Below are 25,678 nucleotides of genomic sequence, written 5' to 3'. Positions count from 1 at the left end.
GTTCGCTAAAAGAATTCGATAGAAGTTTCGACCGGCTTGGGGACCCGCACCGGGCGCTGCTCGAGTGCGACGGTCTTTTGCGTTTCGGCACCGGTGAGCGGATACTGGCGAGCCCTTCCGCTTGAGGGCCAGAATTCAAGCTTGCGCCCATGATCACCGCCGGTGGAGGACCCTACGATAGGGATACCTTCATCCTTAAGGAACTGGGTCGCAAAAGCCGCATTCTGCTCCCCGACATTGGAGAAGCTGGCGATCGTCTTTGCCCCGCCGAAGATCTTTGCCTCCAGCCGGTCACGCCTCGCGCCCTGCTTCAACAGGCCGTTGATCAGCAACTCCATGAGATGGACGCCGTAACGCGTCGCATCGCCACCGGATGTCATGGCATTGCCCGAACCGGGAAGCAGGAAATGGTTCATGCCACCGACGCCGGCCACCGGGTCCCTAAGGCAGGCGGCCACACACGAACCCAATATGGTCGTCAGGACCACGTCGGGATCGTTGACCACCTTGTACTCGCCCTGGATAATATGGACCCGCTTGGGCGCGGTAGCATCACTCATTTAAGAGCTCCGAATACTGCTTCGATCGCAGCCTTCATCTTTTCGATGGTGAACGGCTTGGCCAGCACGTTGTTCGCGCCGAGCTGAGCCGCCTTCTGGACCAGGGCCCTGTCGCCCTGGGCAGTCAGGATGATGAACGCCGCCTTCTTGGTGGCCGGATTGCTCCGCACCGCCTGCAGGAGACCGAGACCATCCATCTTCGGCATGTTGAAGTCCGAGATCACCAGATGATGCGGCTGCTCGTACATGATCTTCATGCCCTGCTCACCGTCACCGGCAGACGTGATCTGCTTGAAGCCCAGCTGTGTCAGCGCATCGCTGAGCAGAAGGCGGCTCGTCACCTGATCATCGACGATCAGAACTTTGATTTTTTCAGCGATGGACATCTATTCGGTACCTTCTTTTCGGGCAGCGGTTAGTTTGAGAATTTCCTCGCCGATGGAGTTCAGCGGCAATTGCTGCTCCACGGCACCAATTTCCTGAGCGACACGCGGCATGCCATAGACCACGCAGGTCTTCTCGTTCTGGCCGAGCGTCCGGGCCCCGACCTTGCGCATCTTCAATAGGCCCGATGCGCCGTCGCGCCCCATCCCCGTGAGGATGACACCTACGGCATTGCGACCCGCCAGCTCGGCGACTGAATCAAACAGCACGTCAACCGAAGGCCTGTGGCCGTTGACGGGCTCCCGCTCGACCAGACGGCAGGACGGTGCAGATGCATTGACGACTTCCAGATGCCTTTCGCCGCCGGGCGCAAGGTAGATCTTGCCGATTTCGAGACGCGCACCATCGGTGGCTTCATGCACGACCGGAGCACAGAGCCTATTGAGCCGTTCGGCAAAACTCTTGGTGAAGCTTGGTGGCATGTGCTGGGTAATCACCGTCGGCGGACAGTTTTTCGGAAACTTCTGCAGGACGGCGATCAGGGCTTCCACGCCACCGGTCGATGACCCGATCGCCACCACCTTGCGTCCGACGCGGTATTCCGCGACCGGTGTGGCAGCCGGGACGGGCGCCGAGGCCTGTCGGCGCATGCCGGAGCGTGCTGCAGCCTTTACTTTTTCCACCAGTCCCATGAAGGGGCGGAGGTCTCCCGGCGCAGGTTTGCCGACACAGTCAAAAGCACCGATTTCCAGGGCGGCCAACGTCGCGTTGGCACCATGATGCGTCATGGTCGATACCATGATGACCGGCATGGGCCGCAGCCGCATGATCTTTTCCAGGAACTCGAGCCCGTTCATGTTGGGCATCTCGATATCAAGCGTCACGACATCGGGATTGAGTTCCTTGATCGCCGCGCGTGCCTCCAGCGCATCGCCGGCCTGGCCGACGACGCTCACCTCGGGATCGGCGTTCAGAACAGCCGTGATAAGGCCGCGCATCGTTGGCGAATCATCGACCACCAGAACTCTTGCAGGAGCGCTCATGCTCTCCTCCCGGGGGTCTTGCCTATGCGTCGATAGGTGGTGATGCCGATGTTATCAAACAGGTTTTTCGATTCCCCGGAGACACGCTCCGAGTGGCCGATGTAGAGATGTCCGCCTTCCGGGAGAAGAGCGGCAAAACGGGACCAGATCTTCACTTGGGTCGGCTCGTCGAAATAGATCACGACGTTGCGGCAGAAAATCATGTCGAACTGGCCCTTGAAGGGCCATTGGGCCATCAGGTTGAGTTCGTTGAACGTGATAAGCTTCTTGAGGCGATCATCGACCTGGAACTTGCGGCGCCCCGCGACGTCAACCTCGCGGAAGAACTGCTTGCGCATGGCGGGAGATACGGTCTCCAGCGCACCCTCATCGTATGCACCCATACGAGCCTGCGCGAGAATCTTGGGGTCGATGTCGGTTGCCAGGATCCTGAAGTCGTAGTCGGCCGCGTTCGGCAGCATAGAAAGCACCGTCAGGGCAATCGAATAGGGCTCCTGCCCGTCCGAGCAGGCAGCAGACCAGATACGCACACGTCCACCGCTCTTGGCCCGAGCGATCAGCTGGGGGAGAACTTCGTCCCGCAGATGCTCGAAATGATGGTTTTCGCGGAAGAAGCGCGTGAAATTGGTCGTCAGATGGGAGAGCATCTCGCGACGAGCTGGAGCACCTTCCGGGGAGCTTACCAAGGCGCAATAGTCGCGGAACCCCTTCAGACCAAGTGCACGGATATGCTTGGACAGGCGGGAATAGACAAGCGAGGCCTTGGAATCGTTCAGATAGATTCCGGCATCCGAATAGATCATCGCTGCAATCTCGGCGAGATCACGGCGCGTCAGCGGGTATTCCCCGTTCGCCATGACCTCATCCGGCGATTGCCGGCTGTCTGTTGCGCCCATCGGCCTCATGCAGCTTCGCTTTCCTGATCGGGGAAGAGAGCATTCAGATCGAGCATGCAGATCATCCGCTTGTCGATCGCCAGAATGCCTCGAGCGTATTGTTTCTCGAGATCGGAAGAGACTTCCGGTACAGGCTGGACACTATCATCGGTAATCGTAAGGATATCGGAAACGGCCTCCACCAAAAGTCCCACAATCCGGCTCTTCACCTGGGTCACGATGATGACGTGGCGGGCGTTTGGCTCCGCCTCGTCCATGCCCAGCCTGGCAGCGAGATCGACGATGGGAAGCACCGCGCCACGCAGGTTGATGACCCCCATCACGTAGGGAGGCGCATGCGGCAGCGGTGTCGCCGCGGTCCAGCCGCGGATCTCCCGAACCGACATGATGTTGACGCAGAATTCCTGCTCGCCGATACGAAAGGCGATCAGTTCGCGACTTCCTTGTGAGGCAGTTTTCACCGTGTACGACATACACTCAACCCGTGGCAGCTAGTGACATTTCCGCTTTTAGTGACTGGCCGCGCGATGCCCCGACGACAGCATCGACGTCCAGAATGAGTGCGACACGACCGTCCCCAAGAATGGTCGCCGCCGCAATGCCTGGAACATGCGTGTAGTTGGCTTCGAGCGACTTGATGACGACCTGGCGCTGGCCCTGGATCGCATCGACCATCAGGGCCCGCTGGCCGCCGCCTTCGGACTCCACCAGAAGTGCTACACCCTCGACCGGGTTGGCCTGAGTGGCGCGGAAATTCAGGATGCGCCCGACATCGACCAACGGGCAGAACGAGTTGCGGATGGAAATCAGCCGCTGGTTCGAGCCGAAGGAGTGGATGGCAGCCGCTTCCGGCTGCAGTGTTTCCACGATCGCCGTCAGCGGCACCACAAGTGTCTGTCCGGCAACGGTTACGACCATGCCGTCGAGGACCGCCAGCGTCAGAGGCAGGCTCATGGTGAAGACAGAGCCGTGGCCCGGCTTCGAGGAGATGCTGATCCGTCCCCCGAGAGCCTGGATCGAACGCTTGACCACGTCCATGCCGACGCCGCGGCCGGAAATGTCGGAGATCTTGTCGGCGGTAGAGAAGCCTGGTGCGAAGATCAGGTTGTCGATTTCTTCGTCCGACAGGTTGGAGTCCGGCGCGATCAGTTCGTTGTCGATCGCCTTCTGCCTCACCCGTTCGCGGTTGATGCCGGCGCCGTCGTCAACGAGTTCGATCAGGATGCGGCCTGAACGATGCTTGGCGGTAAGTTTGATCGTGCCTTCCGGGTCCTTGCCGGCGGCCAGACGCTTTTCCGGTGTCTCGATGCCGTGGTCGACGGCATTGCGGATCATGTGTGTCAGCGGCTCTGCCAGCTTGTCGATCACCGTCTTGTCGACTTCGGTGTTCTCACCTTCAGTGACAAGGCGGATCGACTTGCCGACCATGTCGGCGACTTCACGGACGATACGCGACATGCGCTGGAAGACCGGCTTTACCGGCTGCGCGCGGATGGCCATGACCGAATCCTGGATCTCCCGCGTGAGCTGCTGCAGCTCCTCGAGCCCCATGTTGACGGCGGACGTACCCGACGCATCGTTCTCGATGACGCTCTGGGAAAGCATTGCCTGGTTGATGACAAGCTCGCCGACAAGGTTGATCAGCCGATCGACGCGATCGAGGTCGACGCGGATGGTCTGTCCGGCGGTAGATGTCGCAGCGGCATTCTGTGCTGCCACTGTTGCAGTCGCCGCAGCCGATGCTGCTTCCTTCTTCTCAACACGGGCAGCCGCGGCCGCCATGTTGGCGATACCGGTCGCGACATCTGTGGCTTCGACGTCCGCTGCTACCGCCTCATCCACGGCCGGCTGAACCGGCTCGATGTTAAACGGACCGTCATCCAGCGCGGAAAGGTCGAAGGCCACAGGGACCATTGGCAAATCTTCTGGGGGTGACGCGGGCTCAGCGGCCTTGACTTCGAGATCGCAATCCCATTCGGCGAATTCGAAGACGCTGCGGATATCGTCTTGCGTTTTTTCCGTCGTCAGGGAGATCTTCCAGCTGAAGTAGGATTGCTCCGGATCCATCTGGTCCAGCACTGGAAGCGTGCCGGTGTCGCAGATGATGCTCATCTCGCCGAGGCGCGTGAGGTCACGAAGGAGGAGTGCTGCTTCGTTACCCTTGCCGTAGAGTTCCCGGCGCGGACGGAAGCTGATTTCGTAGGTCTGGCCCTTCGCTGCATCATCTTCGTCATCGAACGCATCGAACGAGAACGGGATCGGCTGGAACCCGTCGTCATCGGCCGGTGCCGTTGCAGCGACGGAGACGGGTTCGGGCGCCTTGGATGCAGCAGCAGGCACGTTGCCATTTGCGAGCGCCTCCAGTTCCTTCACCAGGCCACGGCTGCGAGCGTCGTCGACATAGCCGCCGTCGCGGGCCACCTTGGTGAGATCAGCCAGAACGTCGGCGGATTTCAGCATGACCTTCAGCACGTCCTGCGTGGGCTCCAGGCGATTGGACCTGACACAATCGAGAGTCGTCTCGAAGACGTGCGCGAAGGCGACCAGATCGTCCAGGCCAAACGCGCCGGCACCACCCTTGATGGAATGAACTGCGCGGAAAACAGCGTTCACCGTCTCGGGATCGCGGTCTCCGTCGTTAAGTTTCAGAAGTCCCGATTCCAGTTCGGCGAGCTGTTCCTCGCATTCCTGGAAAAAGATCTCTTTGATTTCGTTCATATCCATCGGAAGGAATCCTGATCCGGCTGTTCAATTCAGGCTGTAACGCGCTCGATTGCGTCGATGAGCTTGGCAGGGTCGAAGGGCTTGACGATCCAGCCTGTCGCACCGGCCTGGCGGGCGCGGTTTTTCTTTTCCGCATCGCTTTCGGTCGTCAGCACGAGGATCGGGACCGCGCGATATTTCTCGTTGCGGCGAACGCCCTCGATAAAGCCGAAGCCGTCGAGACGGGGCATGTTGATGTCGGTGACAATCACATCCGGATTGCAGCCTTCCAGGATTTCGAGACCCTCGATGCCATCTTCCGCCTGCACCGTTTCAAAGCCGGCATTGTTGAGCGTCACCAGAAGCATGTTCCGGATTGTCCGCGAGTCGTCGACGGTCAGTACTTTTTTCTTCATTTCTCAGATCTCCTTGGCAACCAGCAGGTTGGGGTCGATGCCGATGAGTTGCATTGTCTTTTCGAACGCGCCGGACGCGTTTTCGATGGCGAATATCTTCGTGTCCGCATTCCATGCCTGCGCGCCGGCGACGAGAACCTGGGCGCTTTGCACGCCCAGCCGCTCGACTTCGGACGCGTCGATCTTAATGTTGCCGCCACGCAGCTCCATCAGCTTGCCATGCAAAGCAGAAGCCTCATTGAGGTCCAGCACCGAGGCCAGCTTCAAACTCTTCTGCGCAGCCTTCTTGCTTGCCATCAGTTCATTCCTTGTCTTTTGTGGAACAGTATTTCGTCATGGTCGTCCCGCAGGCCTGCATCGGAGCCGATCGCCATGATCGGCGCACCTGCCCTGGCCGAAACCGGCGTCACGCGCACCTCGTCCGAGTGGTAACGGGTCTGCCGCTCAAGGCGGAACTCGCGCACCGTGCGTCCCAGTTCGAGAATGACCGTGTGCAGATCATCGGCGCGGTCGCTCGCCTGTGCCGCTTTGTCGGCGGTGGACGCGACCTCGGCGCCGAGAGAAGACACTTCCGACGTAACGTGCTGGAGCACGCCGACCTGCTCGTCGGCGCGTGTCGCAATGCCGGCGATGGCATCGTTGATCTCGGACACCTGCCGGACGATCCCGCCGATCGCATCCTGCGTCCTGTGCACCATCTCGACGCCGGCATCGACCTGCGTCTTCGTGCTGTTGACCAGGGTCTTGATCTCGCGGGCCGCATCCGCCGAGCGTTGCGCAAGCGCACGCACTTCCTGGGCAACGACCGCAAAACCGCGTCCAGTCTCGCCTGCCCGCGCCGCTTCGATGCCCGCGTTGAGCGCCAGAAGGTTTGTCTGGAAGGCGATCTCGTCGATGACCCCGATGATCTGGCCGATTTTCTCTGCCGACGTCTCGATGTCGGACATGGCGCTGATCGCGCGCCCCACGACCTCACCGCTTTCCTCGACCGTACCGCGCGTCTTGGCGGCTGCCCTTGCCGCCGCACCGGTATCGGCAGCATTGCTGCGAAGTTGTGACGTCACCTCACCGAGCTGATGGGCAGCATCTGCCAGACGGTGCGACTGGGCCTCCGAGTTCTCGGCAAGCGCGCGCGCCTCGGCCGCCAGTGCAGCGGCAACCGCCTCCGCCTGCCCGCCGTGCTCCTGCGCAACGGTCAGCGAGGACCGTATCGTGTCGATCGCCGCGTTTAGAATGCCGGCGATCTCGCCATAGGCCTCCGGCACGTCAGCGGGAAGACAAACCGTCAGGTCGCGCTCGGCGAGCGAGCGGACGACGTCGGAAAGCATCTGCACGACCTCGGCGCGATCCTCCTGTCGCTGGTCGTCCAGCGCCCGGTGGTGTTTCTGGCGAAGTTCGTTGAACCGCAGCGAGACCGCGATTTCGACATCGACCATAACGAGACGTACGAGGCCCTTCATCAGCTCGGCCATGTCCTGCGAGCGTCGGCGGCCGAGGGGAAGGAGTGATTTTCCTCCCTCCTGTTCCATGATGCCTGCGAGCAGGTGCTCCAGCATGACGGCGTGGCCTGCGATGTGCCAGCGTGGGTCGAGACCCATTCGGCTTTCGCTGTCGGACAGAACCTTCACGCGCTCGGCGTAGAGAGCGTCGAAGCGCGCATCGGTCAATACGTTCCAGTGGGACGCCTGGAGATCATGCAGGCGTTCGATCTGCTGCTCGCTGCCGAAGTTTCGCGCGGCGTCCGGGAACGACTGGAAGCGGTGAAAAAGGTCGCGCAAGCCGCTTTTGAGCGACGGTTCGATCTGCGGGCGGTAGCGACGCAGGAGATCGCACAGTTGCGCGTCAAGCCCGGCGAATGCCAGTCTTTCGCCCAGGCTTCCCGCCTGGGGTCGTCGCGCCTGATCGGATCGGGTCTCGTGGCCCACCTGCATCCCCAAAACCAATAGCAACCCAAAACGGGTCGAGTGCGAACTGGCTCATAATCCCGAACCCAGTCGATGGATCGATGAGAAGATGCCACAGGCCTTTGAGGCCCGGCAGCATAGACAACACGGTCACCGCGGTCGTTCTGGTTGTGATCATGAGCGGATACCGGGTCGAGACCGGTACGGCAGGGCGGCTTCATGCCTCTTGGGAACCGACGTTACCCATCTTGCCGTGGTACCCCATATGTATGGTTAATTCCTTGCCCGAAGGTTAAGGAATTCTCATCTGTCTCATAAGAGATCATCTTGATGCTGCAGCGCAACCAAAATGATGCGCCGCATCGAGATGCGAGAACTACAATTCGACGTCCGCGCCGGTGGGGGTGCCTGAAAAACGACGGCTGAGATGGCCCGAGCCGAGGAGGCCGAACCGCCACGGCATGTCCACCGCCTTGGTGATGCCAATGCGCTTGCCGATGGCGATCTCCGGCGCCGCCGAGGATAACGACAGGCGGAACGGCGGTTCGAACAGGCTCAGCCCATCGTGCTCGCGAATGACACCAAGGGCCTGGCATAGGCGACCCGGGCCGGAACACAGAAGACGCGGTAGCGGCTGTCCCCGGCGCGCCTGCATTTCCTCCACGCCCCATACCGGCTCGAGTGCGCGAACGAGAACGGCGCTGCCGGGCCGGCAGACAATGTTCAGGCACCAGTGGATGCCATAGGAACGATAGACGTAAGCGTGCCCGGCGGGTCCGAACATCGAGCGATTTCTCGGCGTCTCCCCCCGGTAGCTGTGGGAGGCCGGATCGTCGGGCTCGTAGGCTTCGGTTTCCACCACAATCCCGCCGACACCGCCGAGTGTCAGTTCCGCGCCGATAAGATCACGCGCCACCTCTACGGCGGATCGGTTGAAGGCTTCCGTTCTGGGATACATGGCTTTTGGATTCTTCGGCAGCATCCAGCGGTGAACCGTATTGTTCTAGATGCTAGAATTCGAATTCCCGATTGTTGCGCTTCATGTCCTTCAGGAAGGCGTCGCGCCAGGGATCGAACAGATCCACGTCCTTTTTGGGGTCGCGGCGATCCTCGCGCTCTTGCTGGTTGGCTTGTTCCTGCATGTCGTCACCTGTCTATTGCGGCACGATGGCGGCGTCAGCCAAGGGCACTCGATGAGCGAGCGTTAAGGGTGTTCGCCGGAGGCCGCAAATAAAGACGTGTTGCAGACTGTAACATCCACAGCCTGGAGTACCGGCTTGCATTGCCGGTGCGCCGACCTCGACGCAGCAAGCGCCAAAAGATCTTGCTCAGTGCTTGGCGCTTCTGCTCCGGTAGGTCGTCGGGGGTGGCAGCGCCTCATGAGCCTTGGCCAGGGTCTCCAGCCACTCGGCCAGTCCTGCCGGCACATCCTCATTTCCCGCCTCGAGCGCTTCGATCCACGAAAGCTCGCACTGCAGAGCCGACGCAATGTTGATCGGCGTCCACCGGATGACGCGAAGGCATTGGTTGAAGCGGTCTGCGGTCATGGCCTGTCCTAACGGTTATCGGAGCAATATCGACGTGGAAATAATAAACAGGAGTACAGGGAGCCCGGCGATCAGTGCAACGACGTTTTTGGCCGCGGAGGATTTTAGGCGCTGCCACCAAGGACGCTAACTGCTGCACAATCCAACCTACGATTTCGGCCAACCTACGATTTCAGCCCAGCCTAGGATTTCACCGACGACCGGCTGCTCGGTGGCGGCATGTTCCCGCGAGGAACGCGCAGGTGCCTGCCGCAGGCGTCAACAACAACTGCTCGCCGCCCGTAAGGTGAAAATTACTTCCGAGGTAGAGAGGGCTGCAGAGGCCTGATCGAAGCAGGCAATGGGAAACTCGCACGTCCATTGCACACTTGATCATCATTTAACGTCGCTTCCTCGAAAGGTTGCTTTCTTGCCCGTCGAGACCATCGCTCCCAACCGATCGATTGATCGGGACAGGTACTTGGCAGACCCACACTTTGTCGGCGCTTCAAGCATGTATGCATGATGGCCTAGCGCTGGCTCCTTATTTTCTGCTGCTGCCACGATCAAACTCACAGGCCCAGCCCTAGCGTCTTGCCAAGGCCGCGCTTGATCTCGTACTGCCGCGACAGCTCCGCGCGCTCGGCCTTGTCAACAATCCGGGCGACTTCCTTGATACGATCTAGCGATGCCACCACCTCTCTCCCTAGCCGCATCGATTCTCCGCTCAGATTGCTCAATGGGCTGGAACTACCAAACCGTTTCTCTAGCGCGACAGCAATCCGGCGCGCCTCAATGAGCGCCTCTCTTCCTTCCGAAGTACCGGCCATCGTTTCGAGAAACCTTTTCTTTTCAGCTTGAGGCACAGCGTCCAACTCCTTCAAGATTTTTTCGCTACGAGCTGTCAGCCCGGGGACTTCGATCCGATCTCGCTTTTCCCGTTGCCATATCTCGCTGGAACGTTCCGCATTCAGGCGCCGCGTCCACGTCTCGGCAGCCGAAGCGACGTGGCTGGCTAGACCCTCGGCCATGGAACGCGCTCCCTTTCGCTCTGAGTTGTCACCAAACAGTCCTGATTTGCCGCGTAACTCACCGAACAGTTCAGGCCTTTCCCCGATAGTGCGGGCAAGACCGGCGCCATCCGTGGTTTGATCCCGGATGGCATCGCCAAGCTTCATCGTGACACCATCCGGATCGGCGTAGACATTTCGGCACAACGAGCGGACAACTTCCATCCTCCGCTCCAGATCGGGTGTAGCTTTTTCGCGGGCAATCGTCTCCGGGTCTCGGCTGTATTCTGTCAAAGCCGGAACAAGGGGTACGATCCTTTCAACACCGGATTCTGGTAACCCGGCGGTCTTCTCAGAGCTCCCTGATGAATGACAGTCTCCTAGAATGCGCTGCCGCTCCTCCTTGCCGGAGCGAGTATTCGGACGGCAATCGTCCTGCCAGCGAGTCCCAATCGAGGGTCCTGTACTTATGCCATCCACTTCCGCGAGCCCACGGCGCTGCCCAAACATATTGAGGTAATCAAGCGTCGACTCTTTGGCCCCGGATCGTCCAAGACTGGCGATGAGGGCATTGAGGTCCTTCATCTCCTCCCGACCGACATATAGACGGGCCCGATCACGATGACGCGTCATAGAGACATAGGTGAGATGTCGATCCATTGTGGATGACGCCATGACGAACGCCCGGTCAACTGTCGCCCCCTGCGCTTTGTGTATGGTGGTTGCGTACCCATGATCAAAGGCCTGATATCTCTCCACCGGTATCGTGACAACACGCGTCATGTTCCGTCCAACACCATCGACCCTTGCCTGAATTTCGTTGGGTTCAGCGACCAGAACCGTTCCCAGCATACCGTTCTTCACACCAAGCTCGCGATTGTTCTCTAGCAGTATGATGCGGTCGCCCGGTGCAAATGAACGCTCACCATCACGAGCTTGGTAGATCCGTTCAGAACCAAGCCTGACACTCTTCTCATCTCCCTGAGCCAGATCGCCTTTAGCCTGCAACGCGGCGCGAATATCAGAATTGATCGCATGTACGTCCGACCGACGATGGGCCAACGCGATTCTCGAGATCGATGGCCGCCGATCGAGATCGTCGAGGTAATCCGCAATCAAAGCTCCACGCGCCGCATCCCGGTCCGAGAGAAAACATACGTCGCCGCGATCGGCGAAACTCGCCAACCCTTTTGCCGTACAGTGGGTTGCGAAGGCGACCGCGGCCTCGCGTTGCCAACCCTCCTTTTGACGACGGATCTCGGAGAGTGCGACGGCACCTATCTCGTCAACGATCGCGCGAAAGGGAGAGCCGGCGCCGATTGCCTGAAGCTGCTCGTAATCCCCGACTAAAACAAGCTTTGCCCCCTTCGCTCTGACCTCGCCCACGAACCTTGCAAGCTGTCGACTACTCAACATGCCCGCTTCGTCGATTACAAAGATGTCATGCCGATCAAGCTCTCCCCTATTCTGCGCCCAACCATACTCCCAAGATGCCAGTGTTCGAGACGCTATTCCCGAAGACTCCTTTAATCCCTCGGCCGCTTTGCCGGCCAAAGCAGCACCATGAACCCGAAACCCTTGGCCCTCCCAGGAATCACGTGCTGCAGCTAATATGGTCGACTTACCAGCGCCGGCGAAGCCAATCACCGCTGCGATTTGCTCTGGTCCAGTGATGTGTTCGACTGCGACACGTTGCTCTTCGCTAAGGCCTGCGGCTGCAACCCGTCGACTTCCCTCGGACGCCGATATTTGACCATTGACCGCATCTCGCTGAAGAGAGGCGGCAACTCCTGCGCTAATCGCAGCATCTTGTTTTGCAAGAGCCGCCGCGATATTTTCAACACCTACTGCATGGCTTCGCGTCCCTCTCATCTGCAATGCGCGGGACACGAGGGTATATTCGAGTTCGACCATCTCCTTCGTCGAGTATCGCGCCAGAGCGCCGTTTTCGCCGGGCTGCACTTCCAAAAGCAACGGCGACGCCATCACTGCGGAAAATGCATCGTGAAATGCCTGAACATCAACAATGTAACGATCCAGCGCGCGCGCAACATCGTGCCGATCGAACACGCTCTTTTCAGCAGTAATGAGCGCGAGGACCTGCTCTGGCTTTTCTCGTATGAGCGCCGCGTTACGAGACGCCGCACCTCGCCCGATGCGGGCACGTGGCATGCAGAGCCCACGCCTTGCGAGTTGTGTGGCATGCACTCCGATGTGTCGCGTCGGCTGGATCTCTAGCCCCCGTTCTGAATGTGAGCGATGATCCACTCTTATATCGAGGCCTGCCTCCATCAAGTGCCGGTTAACGTGCCTTTCCCAAGTCTGGCGAATATCTCTCAGTTGCATCACCGAGGTCGGCTGTCCGTTGTTAAGCAGCCAGGTATTCGACCGCTCTAGCAGGGTCTTCTCACCGAGCCCATCCGCTCCGACTTGTCGCGTCGTCATCAATACATGCGCGTGCACGTTGCGGCTGTCGGATACGCCCGTCGGACGATGGATGGCAACGTCGACAGCAGCGCCAAAACGATTAGCCAGATCCTGCGCGAAAGCCCGTGCCAGGGCGACCTGCAGTTTCAAACTGAGCTCACACGGAAGCGCCACTCCGACTTCACGGGCGACACGTGCATCTTTGCGTTTTTCCGCCCGTTCCGCGGCATTCCAAAGGGTTGGCCGGTCATACGCCCAGTTCGCTCTCACTCCGTCCGGCAGCACGATCTCACAATGCTCAACGCCCGTCTTCCTGGTAAAGTCGTACACTTTGGCATTGTGTTCATCTAGAAGGCGGCTGGCGGTGCGGTAGGCAACTGCTGCCACTGCACTATGCCCCCCACTCCGCCCTAACGGTCTGACGTCACAATGAAAAATTGCCACATTTAGCTCCCGTTCGGGCAAAGAGCTCTCCGGGCGCCACGTCCTTAAGGGCTCGGACATCCCGCCTTAAGCTTCACATCGTGCTGCGTTAGCATGCGCAACGAAGCTGTTCTTCTCGCAAAAGTGCGAGTCCCCCCGACTGGGCACACGGTTCATGGTCATAGTGGATTGGGACGCGACGGCATGCCATGCGGCCGGAGAAAGCACATCAGGCCGCGCGTAAATCTTTCCTGCTCACCGTGCTAAAGAACGCGCGATATCTATGATGCCATCGCAACCCGCAGTGGGATCCTCCTTGTTCCAAGCGACACAAGTCCGATCCTTAAGGCCACTCCTCTCACCTTCTGGATCGATGCCAACTGCGACCGGCTGGAGCGATCGAGACAGCGCACCAAACCGCGGTAGCCGGCCAAATCGTCACTTTAACTTTCGGCATCAGGCCAGCCGAGCTGGCGACCGGATTTGGACATATCGACCAGGGTGAAGCACTGTCGACCGGCGCGCACCAGGTGAAGCATTTCGCCGAAAAGCCGCCGTTCGCCGCCGAGCAGATGCGGGCAGCCGGCAGATTCTTCTGGACCTCATGCATCTTCATGTCCTGAAGCGAGTGGCTCCTGAGCGAACTCAAAGCGATGCACCAGTTGGGATGCGGTATAGAAACTTGGGCACAAGGATGACAACGGCAATGTCGTGATCGGCAAAACGCAAACTCCCCCGTCAGCTCGCCCTTGGTACTTCTGCGCTTAGCAACATACTGCGTGATTGCGCTGGCGCGTACTGACAGAAGTTCGAGTAGAATTACCGGGAAAACTCGGTTCCGTACCCAGCATTGACACGTCATGCATGGGGGACTGGATTGTGATGATCCGAAAGACGATTGCGCAACCCCTGGCGGAGTTAAGGCGCGAGAACGGGTTTTGCAGGCGCGCCTGGGCAAGCAGGAGAGGTCTCGCGACACGAGACGCAAGGTGCTGCTTGGAGCCTTCCATCCTGCACCGGCTGGAGATTTACAAGGACAGCGAACTAGCGGCGCGGTTGCGCGACTAGTTGCGACGGGACCTGCCGGGCTTCCTGACGCGCAGCGGCGACAAGGAGCTTTTCCCGGATCTGCTTGATCACGACAGCAGCGCGGGTGACAGGCACGTGATGCTTCAGATGGGACTGATCCTGAGGGCTCCGAAGAACCTGCTGCGTGCCGTCCGCCGTGATCTTGTTTGGGCGATTACCACCCTCGTCACTGCGCCGTACCTCGCTGGTAAGATGGTGTTCAAAGGTTTTGTTTTTCTGGCCATCGGTACCTTCGCGCTCGGGTTGCTCAACCACTATGTGCTCAATGCCACAGGACTTGGCGACAGTGATCTTGCCAGGCTTCTGACGGGTAATCTGGTGTTGCTGTTTGCGGCGGTGCTCGCGTTCCGCCTCGTCACCGCGCCTCTGATCCTTCATTTTGGGGACAAGCCAAAGCTCTCATTGCCGGCCTGTTGCTGATGATCGTTGCCGATGAACCGCCGCACCGAAGAAGCCTCGCGACGTTGCGGGACTCCCTGACGCTGCGCCCGAGCGGTTTGCAAGACTGCTGGCACGGATGCAGGAAAATGCCGACGCCAGTGGCTGATCGCCCGTTCGGCCAAACGGCGCCTCGGCACGGCGACCGTGAGGCTGCAGGCGTGATGTCGGCAGCACAACTTGGTCACCTCGCTCCGATCGAGCAAGCGATGGGATTGATGGCTGGCTACGGCTTCCAACTCTGGTCTATCCTGCAGGATATTCACCAGCTGCGCGCAACCTACGGCAGACGAGCGGGGACGTTCCTTTCCAAGGCCGGCGTCTTGCAAGTCTTGGCGTCAACGAGCACGAGAGCGCGCGGCTAGTTTCGGATCTGCTGAGGCAAGAAACGGTGGTGTTTCAGAACATGGGCGGGCGCTCGACGCAGACCGGTCATCGATCTCGTTCAGCCAACAGCACACCGGGAGGCCGCTGCTGACGCCGGATGAAGTTCGCAATTTCCCCCAAGACCACTAGCTCTCGTTTCTAGCCGGTCGCCGACCGATCATGGCGAGTAAGCTTGCCTACTATTCCGACAGCGAGATTCGCGGGTTCTACGACTAGGCGTAGTCAAGATAGCTGCAGGTGACGGTCACCGTCACCCAGCGACATCCGCTCTCTCGGCAAAAAATTGCGACAAGTGCCGGAGGATCTTGATTCGCTCGAGGTAGCGGCCAAGAAATCCAGTCGCCAGTTGCAGCGTCGAGAAGTTCGATCGAACGACCTGCCGGGGAATAAGGTGGTGTCTCACCCGAAGGACCTGCTCGCACTCCTGAGTGATCCCACGTTTAGTTTGGAACGGGTGGCCCTCAAGCCTGGGCCAATGTCTCGATGGCTATTCGAAGGACTGGCGAAAGCCGCCTTCCGTTGGACTTTCGAAAAACGTGCAGGTGAAGAAGCGCCGTGCCCCCATATCCGTCTCCGTTCTTCAGCAGTCTCAGCCGCCGGTCATCCCCGCTAGAGCAGGTCCTGTGATCGATGGATCAAACGTGGGGTGACACTGCGAGTCTGGAGCGTTCTGTGAGGTCCGGGCGCCGGGCATGCGGCATTCACGGATCGGACCTCATTGAAGCCTAATTGAGCGAAGGCGCGGGTTGTTTGGCGCTATGCTGTTGCGTTTCCTATCGCGCTGGCACGTTGGGCCAAAGCAATGCCCTCACGGTCCTTCGGCATACCGACGCTGGTCGCTGCCAATGATACTGTGCCTGATATGATCATGAAATGCCGTTCCATCTGGCCGGCAGGTTGGTCGATACTGCTTCCAGGTGCCGAGGATGCTCATCCTTCCGCCACAACAGGGGCAGCGGCGCGCCAATAGTGGTTGCTTTGGTCCGGCTCCTCAAGCGGCTCTGGCGATCCATCAAATACGACTAGATCTATCTCCACGCCTACAAAACCGTGTCCGAGGCCCGCGTCGGCATGGGCCGATATCTGACCTTTTACAACGGACGACGCGCACATCCCTAACCGGCAAACGCCGGATGCGGCTTACTTCAACGCGCTCACGTCGATGATGGCGGCGGCATAATCGAGGCGGAAATCCACGTAGAGAAACGCCCGGAACTGCTTAGACAAACGAGCCATGTGTGGACGGTTCCGGTTTTGCAAGTGGAAAAAGGAAAGTTTTGGCGCGGTCGGGCCCAGCCATGTGTCCGGCCTCCATATGTGCGCCGCACATATGGCCGCGGGCCTTGATGAAGTCCGCGGAATGGATCCCAATCACCTCTACGCGCACAAGGCGCTTGGCTCGGAAGGGTTCTTCCAATCCCCGGTTGGACCGGTTCGTCATCAATACTCAGTCTTCATGCAAGCCACTGCAAGAAAGCGTGTTCGGCAGTGGTTTTTACGCAACAGCCGCCACTTAGGATTCATTTCGACTCAACAATGCCCAAACGATGCGGGCCATTTTGTTGGCCAGCGCCTCCGTTACCAGCCTTGCCGGTTTGCGTTCGAGCAACTTGGATGCCCAAACTTTGACACCGTGCCCTTGGCGGGTAAATCGGGTGACCGCGGTCGCCCCAAGCATCAGGAGCCCCCGGATCTAGCCATCGCCCTGTTTGCTGATCCCGAGAGCCGCTCCCTCCCGCCGCTGCTATGAGATTTTGGCGTCAAACCAAGCCACGCGGCAAATTGGCGCGATGACTTCAAGAGTGTTGCATCGGGGAGAGCCGCAACAATCGCGCTGGCAGTTATAGATCCAGTACCTAGGATTGTCTCAAGACGCTGTCTTGTGCATTGCGGTGCCAGATCTTTGATCTCGATTTCGATTTTATCGATCTCAGCCCTTTGCTGTGCAACTAGTCCGCTAGGCCGTTCAATGCTTGGGACGCCGCACGGGGGAGATCATCCTGCATCCCGCGCAAGGCGTCGAGCACCGTCGTGACACCCCCAGGAACACGCGCCGCTACGGTACTAAATTCGGCAAGGTGTGCCCGCAAGGCACTGATGAGCATCGTTTGCTGCCGAACCAACAGGTCCCGGACCTTATGAAGCATCAGAACGGCCTGTTGATCCTGGATTTAGTCGCAACAAAACGCATCGTCGGACGCGTAATAGCTTCTGAAAGACGTTCTTCGCCAAATCAAGGCCTATCGTCGCAATCGTTTCCATGGACGGTTCTCCTCATGTGAGTGTTTTAAACGACCACACTTTGACACAGAACTCAGAGGATAAGGCCGTCCACCACATCACCTCTGCACATCAGGCCGCGCGTAAAATCTTTCCTGCCGGCCGTGCCAGCGACCGGGCAATATCGATGATGTCATCGCGGCCAGCCGTCGGGTCTTCCTTGTTCCAGGCGACACCGAGCCCGATCTTGAAGTCGACGCCCCTCACCTTCTTCAGCTCGAAATTCCGGTTGGGAAGATCACGCGTCCATTCCGGTGCAAAGCCGACACCGAGCCCGGCTGAAACCAGCGACACGAGCGAGAAGGTGTCGTCACAGGAGTAGGTGACATTGCCGAGCAGATCATGTTCGTCGAACTTCTCCGCGAAATAGCGCTCCGTGTACGACAGGTTGGAGCGGGAAAACGAGATGATCTTCTGATCGCGCAGATCCTCGATGCCGATATCCTCCATCGCAGCCAGCGGACTGTCCTTCGGTACAGCCAGGAGATAGCGCTCATGCGAGATCGAGAAGAACCGCAGCGAACCGATGTTCTCCACCGGCCGGATGAAGCCCAGGTTGAGCTGACCGCTCTCGATGCTGCGGATGATGTCGCTGGTATTGCCGCTGGCGATATGCATGCGCATGTCGGGACATTTTCGGGCGATGCGTGACAGGAAGGGCGGCAGCACGCCGATCGTGGCCGGATAGATCGTGCCGATCCTGATCTCCCGCGAGCCCTTGCCATCGGCGGACCGCGCCAGCTCCGTCGACAGGTTGATGTCGCCGAGGATCCGGATGCAGCGATCATAAAAGACCTCCCCTGCCCTCGTCAGCTCCACCCGCCGCGTCGTGCGATGGAACAGCTGCACCCCAAGATGCTTCTCCAGCGACTGCACGTGCGTGCTCAGCGCCGGCTGAGCGATACACAGCCGGATCGCTGCCCGGCCGAAATGCAGCTCCTCAGCCACTGCGACGAAGTATGAAAGCTGGCGTAGTTCCATGGTTGTTCCTCCGCTAGAAGTGAACCGGGTCATCGAGATAGAGACGCACGCAACAAAATGAGCCATTATGTCGGATATATCCGATGGATTAACGCTGGGCAAGATGGTGGCCATAACCTATGGACACTCGCGCCCGAATTGCCTGGAATCTGAGACGCCTCCGATCGGCGCAGAGCGTCACCCAAGAACACTTGGCTGTGGATGCCGGTGTCGATCGCACTGTCATTAGCGATATCGAGCGGTCGAAACACAACGCCTCCATTGATCTTCTTGATCGCTTGGCAGCAGCGCTGTCAGCTGATGTCTCAGACCTCCTCGCAATCCCCACTGAGGAAGAGGCTCCACCTGCTCCCTTGTCCCCTGGTCGAAAACCCAAATTCTCTCGGTAAGGGTGGCCGCAGCTTGGCGCACATTATCTCCTGCCTGCAGCCTGTTTGCGGGGAAGTGTACTCGCATCACAGCACCACGAAACGTTCCTATTGCTGGGCTCATATTGTACATAGACCCGTTGGGTTTGTCATGAACAAATTGTGGTATGGAGCCTTTTGCAACGAATCTTCGACGGCGCGCAGAGCAACTTGGGATAACCCACGCGGAGGTAGCTCGTCGTAGTGGCTTGACCGAACGACGATATGGAAATTATGTCAGCGGGCTTAGAGAGCCTGATCTCCAAACCCTCGTCAGGATCGCTTCGACGCTTGACGTGACAATAGATGAATTGGTTGGGGCAGGGTTGGCCGGGAGGGCGGGTACGACCGAGGAGTTGTTTCAAGAACGGATATCCGCTGCTCTAAAGGCATTAAGCTCAAACGAACTTCGCACATTGCTTACAATGATCGAAGCTCTTGCAGCTACTCGGACCAGCAAAGGCGGCCTCAGACACGCAAATGAGGTCCCCGAATAATCGACCAAGGGACCGAAGTTTGTCGCGGCACGAACCGGTTATCGACGGACGCCCAGCAGACGCACAACCGTGCAGAGCCATCCCACTCGTATTCGTGGATGTAAGCAGATCGAGCTGTGGTGAGTCTGGTTGCAGCGTCACGGCCTGCCGTCACTTGAGAGGACCAGCTCCCGAACGGTGAAAAGCGGCAGGTTCGGCTATGACTTGCCTGGGTACTGGCCGCCAGACGACGGAAGCCTCGACTGGATTGCGTTTTTTCGTCGCCGAAAACCTCCAAACAAGCGCCTGTGCACCAAATGTATCCCTCTTATGCGAAAACTGGCAGTCACCCGGCCGTATCAGGATCTAATGGCTCAAATGGCAACACAATCCAACGGCGGCGGCTCTGTCCCGTTGGAAGTTCCTTGCAAGCCAGCGGTCTTTGTAAGCCTTGTCACCGAAAGCGAAGATCGCGTCGCGGCTTAGAATGCCTTCAAATGCAGCAGTACAACTGGATGCCGTTCTGGAATCAATCACCAACGGCGACATTCCCGAAAGCACGGATTGATCAACACTATTTAAATTCACCCACCTTCACATTTGGAAGCCCGCCATATAGAACGCCGGTGCAACCACTAACGGGGATGAGCAGATGGGTTTCTTTAGAACGCGTGCCAAATATGCTCTCAATTACGTCGCGGATCAGGTCACCCTTAGAGTAACGAGCCGCGTATCGGATCAAGTGACTCGCAATATCATCCAGGCATTTCCGAATATTGTGAAGAACTCTATTCCTTCGTACCCGTTAACTCCAAAAGCGACCCCCTTAGTAATCACGCCCGATGCGACACATTTCTATATTCACACCAGTGATGGACATCGTTTCTTTCTCGACGCAAGCGATCATCACATCAGCCTGCATGTTATGGAACATGGGCATTGGGAAGATCACGTGAGAGACGTGATGATGCAAATCCTTAAGCCAGGGTCGGTTTTTATCGACGTCGGCGGGAACGTCGGTTTGCACACCCTATTTGCCGGATCAATCGTTGGCGAGAGCGGCAAGGTTTTCACGTATGAGCCACTGCCTCAAATGTTCAAGACTCTGAAACTGAACATCGACGTCAACGGAATGGGAGGCATAATTACTCCACATCAGATGGCAGTTTCCGATGCCGAAGGTATCCAAAGTTTTTCGAACTTTCGGTCGCACTCCGCGATGTCCGGATTTACTGTGCCTCAATCGAGACTCGATCAATTCAATGAAACGGACAGCAGCGTTGAGGTTATCGAAGTCCAAACAACAACGCTGGACAAGTCGTTCTCCGGTCAGCGCATCGACGCCATCAAGATCGACGTTGAGGGTTATGAGGCCTTGGTGATCCGTGGCGCTCAATCCTTGATTAAGGAAAACAAAGACATAAAGTTGATTATTGAGTGGGACCCGCCTCTCGTAGAAAAAACGATTGGTTATGACTCGATGGCACAGATGATCGAGTTTTTCCAATCAGAAGGCTTCACCCCGTACTTGGCACTTTGGCGTCAACCGTTGAAGGAGGTTACGTGGGAAGAAACTCCTTCATTGCGGGGCGATTTGGTGTTAAGCCGGAGCGCAATTCTCCACTAGACGCATTGAGATAAAGTGTTCACACTTTTGTTTTCTGCGGTATGGGTCTTTTAGAGTGACCTGCCCCTGAATTTTCATCCGGCTGCGATTAGAGCCTCGACGGTTTTTGAAACGCTCCCAAACGTTGGACCGGGAGAAGCTGGAGTTTTCCGGTCTTTTCAGGGGAGCAAACTGGTTGCGCTTCCCGAATTTATCAACGACATCGGCACCATGTGGTCGTTCTTCGTTGTAGCATCTACGCCAATCCTCCATCTTTTCGCGGGCATCCGCAAGGGTCAGGAACCAATGCTGGTTCAGACATTCGGCACGGAAGCGGCCGTTGAACGCTTCGATAAAGCGTTATTGGTTGACTTGCCAGGGCGTGAGAAGTCCAATGTAAAGCCCTTCGAATAGGCCAGAGGTCCAAATCGCGCGACAGGAACTCCGTCCCTTGGTCGACACGGGCCGTCTTCGGATAGCCGGCGTTCGAGCACAAGCGTCAGATCCGCGACGATCGTCTTCAAGCGTAAATTCTCGTCCTCGAGTTGCTTCAGCCGCTTCATCCCGCATATTTTTTGTTGCAGTTAGAAAGGCCGCCTGGCTGATCCCTGCCTTCCGGCAGATCTCCGCAACAGAGACACCTTCATCACCCTGCTTGAGAATGAACGCCTTTTGCGCGTCCGAAAACTGCGATGCCTTCATCGTCTTTCCGTCCTTTCCTAGCTAGGAAAATACACCGAAAAACTGTAGCCAAAAATGGTCCAGTTTGAAGGGTTCAGATCACCTGCTGGGGTTGCTCTGCGCTCGCCCCGTATCGAGAGCGCATTGCTCACTTGCCCGTTGGAAGTGCCTGGATATTGCAAATATTCTGCCGACGCGTGTGCCTCCGTCTCACTCGGCGGCGAACTGGTCAATAGCGGGGACTTTGTCCTCCTCAACGACACCCGCCTTGTTTCCACACTCACTCGTCAACTTACTAGGCGCACGAGACGTATGTTAGCCTGTCGACCTCGGTATTTTTGATATAAAGCGGCATGACGGCATTCCTCGCCTCCAGAGAGTTGCGCTTGCGGGTTTCGGTTCCTGCGCGAGTAGCCAACGGAGATGGAAAGTTGCGCGCGCCAATGAACAATCGTCATCGCAATACGCCCAGTTGTTCACATTTGGCGGTTGTTATGCCTGTGCTCTGACAAGTCTCGTTTGACAAGCGTACCGCATCATATGAGAAATGGGAGTTATCGTAGTGAGGGTCGCAGCCGAGCTGCGAGTTCCAAACTGCACATCTTCGAAAATACGAACACCCACAAGATTTTAGGAGCATTCACGAAATTTGGCACCAGCGGGCTCCGCGGCCTGGTAACGGATCTCCCGGGTCACGTATCAGCTTTGTATGCGACCGCTTTTGCAACACACCTACTGGATGCCGACTTCGCAAAGCCGGGCGATCGCATCTACGTTGCCGGAGACTACCGCCTCTCCACCCCACTCAAATTCCGGTATCGAGGCGGCCGGCACGTATAGCGTCACGCGCACCAAGGTCGGTTCTCCGTTTGTCATCGAAGGTATGAACCAGGCGACAGAAGCCGACGAAACGGGTGTGTTCTACGCCAATGGCAGCGTCCTGACACAATCGGCGTTCTCCGTCGCCAATTCCGCCAAGCTGGCCGCCCTTCCCACGCGCGACAGTTTTCTGCCTGTTCTGGCGACACTGTCTCTTGCCAAAGAACACGGCAAGCCGCTCTCCGTCACCGCTGAGGATTTTGGCTTGCCTATCATCGCCGCTGCTGACCGGCTGGAGAATTTTGCAGTGGAAAAAAGTGCAGCCTTGATGGCGCATCTGCGGGAATCGCCTGAAAATCTTGTTGCCTTCCTTCAACGCTCGGTGACGTCGGTTCGGTCAGCGACATCGACGGCCGGCGGATAACGCTTGTTGATCGCTCCGTCACACCTGCGCCCTTCCGGGAATGCGCCGGAAATGCAGTGTTATGTGGAGGCGAAAACGAGACTGCGGCGTCATTGCGGATTGGAAAAGGCCTATCTCTTGTGCGTCAATGGGCTGAAACGCATTGAGTTGATTGCCTATTTTCTGTTGCCCCACTACAACACGATCCGTCCGACCACCGGAGATATATTATGACCCAGAAGATCATTCCCGTTATCATGGCCGGCGGCAAAGGCACGCGATTGTGGCCTCTGTCGCGTGCCAGCGCACCAAAACAGTTCATCCAAGTGGTCGACGAAAAGACGCTGTTCCAGGAAACCCTGGAGCGCGTCGCAGACAGCGCTCTCTATGAAGCGCCGGTCGTTATCACCAACCAAGACTTTCGCTTCACTGTAGCAGAACAGGCCCGCGAAGTCGGTGTTGATCTGTCTGCCATCATTCTTGAGCCGGTGGCACGCAATACGGCTGCCGCCATCGCCGCTGCCGCTTTCCACCTGAAGCAGACCTTTGGTGAAGATGCCGTTCTTCTGCTTCTTGCCTCCGATCACGAGATCGATGCCGGCAAGGATTGGAGCGATGCGATCGCAACGGCGCGTCAGACCGCTGCCGCAGGCAAGATCGTCACTTTTGGCATTGAACCGACGGAACCGGCCACCGGTTACGGTTACATCGAGCAGGGTGAGCCGCTTTCAACCGGTGCCCACAAGGTCAAGCGGTTTGTCGAAAAGCCGCTGCCTGCCGCTGCCGAGCATATGCTCGCCGCCGGCGGGTTCTTCTGGAATTCCGGCGTCTTCATGTGTCGCGCCGATCTGTTCCTAAGCGAACTTGAATCCTTTGCGCCATCCGTGCACGAGGCAGCAGGTGCTGCCGTCGACAAGGCCGCTGTCGATCTCGACTTCGTGCGTCTCGACGAGCCGAGCTTCGCTGCAAGCCCGGATATCTCGATCGACTATGCCGTCATGGAAAAAACCACGAACGCCGCGGTCGTTACGTCTTCTTTCGCATGGTCGGATCTTGGCAGCTGGGATGCGGTGTGGAAGCTCGGCGAAAAGGATGAGAATGGTAATGTCGTCATCGGGCATGCCACGGTCATGAACACCGAAAACTCTCTGGTTCTGTCGCGCGCCTCGCATCTTGCCGTGCAATGACTGAAGGACGTCGCGGTTATCGCCAGCGAAGACGCAGTTTATGTCGGCCGCCTCGACGAGGCACAGGAAGTCGGCAAACTGGTGAAGTATTTGGCCAAAGCAAAAGCGACATCGAGCCTGACTGAAACCCACCCGACCTCTTATCGTCCCTGGGGCGGTTATACCTCGCTGTTCAACGGTGACCGTTTCCAGGTAAAGCGTCTGTTCGTGCTGCCTGGCAAAAAGCTCTCGCTGCAGAAACATTTCCACCGCTCTGAACACTGGATCTGCGTCAAGGGAACAGCGGAAGTGACTGTCGGCGACAAGGTCACTTTCGTGCGCGAAAACGAGTCCGTCTATATTCCTCAGGGCGAGCTGCACCGCCTATACAACCCCGGCAAGATCATACTGGAAATGATCGAAGTCCAGTCCGGCTCTTATCTCGGCGAGGACGATATCGTTCGCGTCTCCGACGAATTCGGACGGGGATAAGCTCGCAACGGTTCCGGTGCGGCGCCATGGATCGTGGCACCGCAGCCTGCAATGCATTCGAGACCCTGAAATGCGCGTCCTTCATGTCTTCAAGACCTACTATCCGGATTCGTTCGGCGGCGTGGAGCGAACGATCCATGCCATCGCAAAGGGATCTTTGAGGTATGGGTACTGTCGCTCAGCCGCGATCCCGCCGCCAATACGGTCGAGTTCGACGGGCATATGGCGCGCAAGGCCAAACTCGATTTTGAATCTGCCTCCACCGGTTTCTCGTTGGACGTCATTGCCAAATTCAAGGCTCTGAGCGCTAGCGCCGATGTCGTCCACCACCATTTTCCCTGGCCGTTCATGGAACTGCTGCATGTGCTGCATCCGCCGGGAAGCAGAGTGTTGTCATCTACCATTCCGATATCGTTAAACAGAAGCTGCTTCTGCGGCTCTACAAACCGCTGATGCATCGTTTCCTCGAAGACGCCGATCGCATCATCGCGAACTCGCCGAATTATCTGGAGAGCAGCGAAGTACTGCAGCGCTATCGGGTCAAGACTGGGGTCATCCCGATCGGCCTCCACGAAGACGATTATCCCCGTGCTTCGGAAGAGTTGAAGGCCAGTTGGCGCACTCCTTTCCAAAGCCGTTCTTCCTGTTTGTCGGCGTGCTGCGTTATTATAAAGGCCTGCACACGCTGATCGAGGCAGCAAAGGATTTCGATTCCGATATTCTAATTGCCGGCGAGGGGCCGATGGGGAGCGAATTGAAGGCTCAGGGCACCCGCGCTGGTTTGAGCAACGTGCATTTCCTCGGTGCCGTGAATGATCTCGCCAAGGCTTCGTTGCTCGAACTCTGCACGGCCATCGTTTTCCTCCGCGTCTGCGATCGGAAGCCTACGGTCTATCTCTGGTGGAAGCGGCGATGTTCGGCAAGCCGATGATCACGTGCGAGATCGGCACAGGCACGAGCTTCGTCAACAAGGACGGGCAAACGGGGATCGTCGTGCCACCGCAGAACGCTAGGGCGCTGGCTGGCGCGATGATGCGAATGTTGGAGAAGACAGCCGAGGTTGAAGACTATCCGACCTCTGCAAGACAGCACTACGTCGATATGCTGACCTCAAAGTCCATGGGCGAGAGATATTCGGTGTTGTACCGAAAGCTTTCATGA

Annotated in this window: 21 protein-coding genes and 7 pseudogenes; 11 read left to right on the top strand and 17 right to left on the bottom strand. The window is 58.1% G+C overall.

The window, feature by feature from the left end; genetic code table 11:
- Positions 1-5: 5 nt before the first annotated feature.
- The 13 genes from cheD to traA all read right to left on the bottom strand — a co-directional run bounded on the left by cheD (position 6) and on the right by traA (position 13,313).
- Complete coding sequence (cheD, locus tag LH464_RS09110) at positions 6-560, bottom strand: chemoreceptor glutamine deamidase CheD (protein WP_226786054.1); 555 nt, start codon at positions 558-560, stop codon at positions 6-8.
- Positions 557-946, bottom strand: coding sequence for a response regulator (locus LH464_RS09105; protein WP_226786053.1), 390 nt, complete (start codon positions 944-946; stop codon positions 557-559). The genes cheD and LH464_RS09105 overlap by 4 nt, the downstream gene beginning before the upstream one ends.
- Positions 947-1,987 carry a protein-glutamate O-methylesterase CheB gene (cheB, locus tag LH464_RS09100; protein ID WP_226786052.1) on the bottom strand — a complete coding sequence of 347 codons (1,041 nt, stop codon included), beginning with the start codon at positions 1,985-1,987 and terminating at the stop codon, positions 947-949.
- Positions 1,984-2,892 carry a protein-glutamate O-methyltransferase gene (cheR, locus tag LH464_RS09095; RefSeq protein ID WP_226786051.1) on the bottom strand — a complete coding sequence of 303 codons (909 nt, stop codon included), beginning with the start codon at positions 2,890-2,892 and terminating at the stop codon, positions 1,984-1,986. The genes cheB and cheR overlap by 4 nt, the downstream gene beginning before the upstream one ends.
- Complete coding sequence (locus LH464_RS09090; protein ID WP_226786050.1) at positions 2,889-3,356, bottom strand: chemotaxis protein CheW; 468 nt, start codon at positions 3,354-3,356, stop codon at positions 2,889-2,891. The genes cheR and LH464_RS09090 overlap by 4 nt, the downstream gene beginning before the upstream one ends.
- Before the next feature lie 4 nt (positions 3,357-3,360).
- Positions 3,361-5,607 (bottom strand): chemotaxis protein CheA, encoded by a 2,247-nt coding sequence (locus tag LH464_RS09085; protein ID WP_226786049.1) that lies wholly within the window; start codon positions 5,605-5,607, stop codon positions 3,361-3,363.
- Positions 5,608-5,636: 29 nt separating this feature from the next.
- Positions 5,637-6,002 (bottom strand): chemotaxis response regulator CheY1, encoded by a 366-nt coding sequence (gene cheY1 / locus LH464_RS09080; protein WP_226786048.1) that lies wholly within the window; start codon positions 6,000-6,002, stop codon positions 5,637-5,639.
- A 3-nt stretch (positions 6,003-6,005) separates the two neighbouring features.
- Positions 6,006-6,299 (bottom strand): STAS domain-containing protein, encoded by a 294-nt coding sequence (locus LH464_RS09075; RefSeq protein WP_226786047.1) that lies wholly within the window; start codon positions 6,297-6,299, stop codon positions 6,006-6,008.
- Positions 6,299-7,933, bottom strand: coding sequence for a globin-coupled sensor protein (locus LH464_RS09070; RefSeq protein ID WP_390624952.1), 1,635 nt, complete (start codon positions 7,931-7,933; stop codon positions 6,299-6,301). The genes LH464_RS09075 and LH464_RS09070 overlap by 1 nt, the downstream gene beginning before the upstream one ends.
- Before the next feature lie 349 nt (positions 7,934-8,282).
- Positions 8,283-8,864: a DNA-3-methyladenine glycosylase gene (locus LH464_RS09065; RefSeq protein WP_226786045.1), complete on the bottom strand. Its 582-nt coding sequence runs from the start codon at positions 8,862-8,864 to the stop codon at positions 8,283-8,285.
- A gap of 52 nt (positions 8,865-8,916) precedes the next feature.
- Positions 8,917-9,048 (bottom strand): hypothetical protein, encoded by a 132-nt coding sequence (locus LH464_RS24520; RefSeq protein WP_255648309.1) that lies wholly within the window; start codon positions 9,046-9,048, stop codon positions 8,917-8,919.
- A gap of 186 nt (positions 9,049-9,234) precedes the next feature.
- Positions 9,235-9,453: a hypothetical protein gene (locus LH464_RS09060; RefSeq protein ID WP_226786044.1), complete on the bottom strand. Its 219-nt coding sequence runs from the start codon at positions 9,451-9,453 to the stop codon at positions 9,235-9,237.
- 551 nt (positions 9,454-10,004) lie between these two features.
- Positions 10,005-13,313 (bottom strand): Ti-type conjugative transfer relaxase TraA, encoded by a 3,309-nt coding sequence (gene traA, locus LH464_RS09055; protein WP_226786043.1) that lies wholly within the window; start codon positions 13,311-13,313, stop codon positions 10,005-10,007.
- Positions 13,314-13,657: 344 nt separating this feature from the next.
- Here traA and LH464_RS24705 point away from each other — a divergent pair, with 344 nt between their 5' ends.
- From LH464_RS24705 to LH464_RS09025, 5 genes and pseudogenes are all read left to right on the top strand, one after another.
- A complete protein-coding gene (locus LH464_RS24705; protein ID WP_315859614.1) occupies positions 13,658-13,915 on the top strand; it encodes a sugar phosphate nucleotidyltransferase in 258 nt (85 codons plus the stop codon).
- Positions 13,916-14,174: 259 nt separating this feature from the next.
- Positions 14,175-14,429: pseudogene (locus tag LH464_RS09045) on the top strand (mobilization protein); the annotation flags it as partial.
- Positions 14,430-14,468: 39 nt separating this feature from the next.
- The gene (locus LH464_RS09040) at positions 14,469-14,801 is read left to right on the top strand and encodes a hypothetical protein (RefSeq protein ID WP_226786136.1); all 333 of its coding nucleotides are present in this window, start codon (positions 14,469-14,471) and stop codon (positions 14,799-14,801) included.
- Positions 14,768-15,422 (top strand): annotated as a pseudogene (locus LH464_RS09035) (type IV secretory system conjugative DNA transfer family protein); the annotation flags it as partial. The gene LH464_RS09040 and the pseudogene LH464_RS09035, both read left to right, overlap by 34 nt.
- Positions 15,423-16,196: 774 nt before the next feature.
- Positions 16,197-16,386, top strand: a pseudogene (locus tag LH464_RS09025) (IS3 family transposase); the annotation flags it as partial.
- Between the two features lie 497 nt (positions 16,387-16,883).
- Here the strand turns inward: LH464_RS09025 and LH464_RS24820 are convergent.
- Both LH464_RS24820 and LH464_RS09010 read right to left on the bottom strand, forming a co-directional pair.
- Entirely contained in the window at positions 16,884-17,036 is a 153-nt protein-coding gene (locus tag LH464_RS24820; RefSeq protein WP_390624956.1) for a transposase, read from the bottom strand.
- A gap of 522 nt (positions 17,037-17,558) precedes the next feature.
- Entirely contained in the window at positions 17,559-18,467 is a 909-nt protein-coding gene (locus tag LH464_RS09010; protein WP_226786042.1) for a LysR family transcriptional regulator, read from the bottom strand.
- Between the two features lie 119 nt (positions 18,468-18,586).
- On the opposite strand from LH464_RS09010, the gene LH464_RS09005 reads away from it, so the two are divergent.
- The 3 genes from LH464_RS09005 to LH464_RS08995 all read left to right on the top strand — a co-directional run bounded on the left by LH464_RS09005 (position 18,587) and on the right by LH464_RS08995 (position 20,977).
- The gene (locus LH464_RS09005; RefSeq protein ID WP_226786041.1) at positions 18,587-18,856 is read left to right on the top strand and encodes a helix-turn-helix domain-containing protein; all 270 of its coding nucleotides are present in this window, start codon (positions 18,587-18,589) and stop codon (positions 18,854-18,856) included.
- A 146-nt stretch (positions 18,857-19,002) separates the two neighbouring features.
- Entirely contained in the window at positions 19,003-19,371 is a 369-nt protein-coding gene (locus LH464_RS09000; protein WP_226786040.1) for a helix-turn-helix domain-containing protein, read from the top strand.
- A 631-nt stretch (positions 19,372-20,002) separates the two neighbouring features.
- The gene (locus LH464_RS08995; RefSeq protein ID WP_226786039.1) at positions 20,003-20,977 is read left to right on the top strand and encodes an FkbM family methyltransferase; all 975 of its coding nucleotides are present in this window, start codon (positions 20,003-20,005) and stop codon (positions 20,975-20,977) included.
- Positions 20,978-21,181: 204 nt separating this feature from the next.
- Here the strand turns inward: LH464_RS08995 and LH464_RS24815 are convergent.
- Both LH464_RS24815 and LH464_RS24810 read right to left on the bottom strand, forming a co-directional pair.
- Positions 21,182-21,437, bottom strand: a pseudogene (locus LH464_RS24815) (integrase core domain-containing protein); the annotation flags it as partial.
- A 116-nt stretch (positions 21,438-21,553) separates the two neighbouring features.
- Positions 21,554-21,658: pseudogene (locus LH464_RS24810) on the bottom strand (transposase); the annotation flags it as partial.
- A gap of 688 nt (positions 21,659-22,346) precedes the next feature.
- Here LH464_RS24810 and LH464_RS08985 point away from each other — a divergent pair.
- The 3 genes and pseudogenes from LH464_RS08985 (at position 22,347) to LH464_RS08975 (ending at position 25,678) form a co-directional block, all read left to right on the top strand.
- Positions 22,347-22,880 carry a hypothetical protein gene (locus LH464_RS08985; RefSeq protein ID WP_226786038.1) on the top strand — a complete coding sequence of 178 codons (534 nt, stop codon included), beginning with the start codon at positions 22,347-22,349 and terminating at the stop codon, positions 22,878-22,880.
- A 209-nt stretch (positions 22,881-23,089) separates the two neighbouring features.
- A pseudogene (locus LH464_RS08980) lies at positions 23,090-24,517 on the top strand (mannose-1-phosphate guanylyltransferase/mannose-6-phosphate isomerase).
- Positions 24,518-24,587: 70 nt separating this feature from the next.
- A pseudogene (locus LH464_RS08975) lies at positions 24,588-25,678 on the top strand (glycosyltransferase).

The organism is Pseudorhizobium xiangyangii (genome assembly GCF_020531965.1).
Lineage (GTDB): Bacteria > Pseudomonadota > Alphaproteobacteria > Rhizobiales > Rhizobiaceae > Neorhizobium > Neorhizobium xiangyangii.
The sequence above is the reverse complement of the archived record's forward strand: the minus strand, read 5'-3'. Positions and strand labels throughout refer to the sequence as shown.

Excerpts from the sequence above, each read along its gene's own strand:
- LH464_RS09000 (WP_226786040.1), top strand. The coding sequence starts at position 19,003 with ATGGAGCCTTTTGCAACGAATCTTCGACGGCGCGCAGAGCAACTTGGG.
- LH464_RS09040 (WP_226786136.1), top strand. The coding sequence starts at position 14,469 with ATGGGACTGATCCTGAGGGCTCCGAAGAACCTGCTGCGTGCCGTCCGC.
- cheB (WP_226786052.1), bottom strand. The coding sequence starts at position 1,987 with ATGAGCGCTCCTGCAAGAGTTCTGGTGGTCGATGATTCGCCAACGATG.
- LH464_RS08985 (WP_226786038.1), top strand. The coding sequence starts at position 22,347 with ATGCGACCGCTTTTGCAACACACCTACTGGATGCCGACTTCGCAAAGC.
- LH464_RS09070 (WP_390624952.1), bottom strand. The coding sequence starts at position 7,933 with ATGCAGGTGGGCCACGAGACCCGATCCGATCAGGCGCGACGACCCCAG.
- cheR (WP_226786051.1), bottom strand. The coding sequence starts at position 2,892 with ATGAGGCCGATGGGCGCAACAGACAGCCGGCAATCGCCGGATGAGGTC.
- cheD (WP_226786054.1), bottom strand. The coding sequence starts at position 560 with ATGAGTGATGCTACCGCGCCCAAGCGGGTCCATATTATCCAGGGCGAG.
- LH464_RS09065 (WP_226786045.1), bottom strand. The coding sequence starts at position 8,864 with ATGTATCCCAGAACGGAAGCCTTCAACCGATCCGCCGTAGAGGTGGCG.
- LH464_RS09005 (WP_226786041.1), top strand. The coding sequence starts at position 18,587 with ATGGACACTCGCGCCCGAATTGCCTGGAATCTGAGACGCCTCCGATCG.
- LH464_RS24520 (WP_255648309.1), bottom strand. The coding sequence starts at position 9,048 with ATGCAGGAACAAGCCAACCAGCAAGAGCGCGAGGATCGCCGCGACCCC.
- LH464_RS08995 (WP_226786039.1), top strand. The coding sequence starts at position 20,003 with ATGGGTTTCTTTAGAACGCGTGCCAAATATGCTCTCAATTACGTCGCG.
- LH464_RS09090 (WP_226786050.1), bottom strand. The coding sequence starts at position 3,356 with ATGTCGTACACGGTGAAAACTGCCTCACAAGGAAGTCGCGAACTGATC.
- LH464_RS09085 (WP_226786049.1), bottom strand. The coding sequence starts at position 5,607 with ATGGATATGAACGAAATCAAAGAGATCTTTTTCCAGGAATGCGAGGAA.
- cheY1 (WP_226786048.1), bottom strand. The coding sequence starts at position 6,002 with ATGAAGAAAAAAGTACTGACCGTCGACGACTCGCGGACAATCCGGAAC.
- LH464_RS09010 (WP_226786042.1), bottom strand. The coding sequence starts at position 18,467 with ATGGAACTACGCCAGCTTTCATACTTCGTCGCAGTGGCTGAGGAGCTG.
- LH464_RS09105 (WP_226786053.1), bottom strand. The coding sequence starts at position 946 with ATGTCCATCGCTGAAAAAATCAAAGTTCTGATCGTCGATGATCAGGTG.
- LH464_RS09060 (WP_226786044.1), bottom strand. The coding sequence starts at position 9,453 with ATGACCGCAGACCGCTTCAACCAATGCCTTCGCGTCATCCGGTGGACG.
- LH464_RS09075 (WP_226786047.1), bottom strand. The coding sequence starts at position 6,299 with ATGGCAAGCAAGAAGGCTGCGCAGAAGAGTTTGAAGCTGGCCTCGGTG.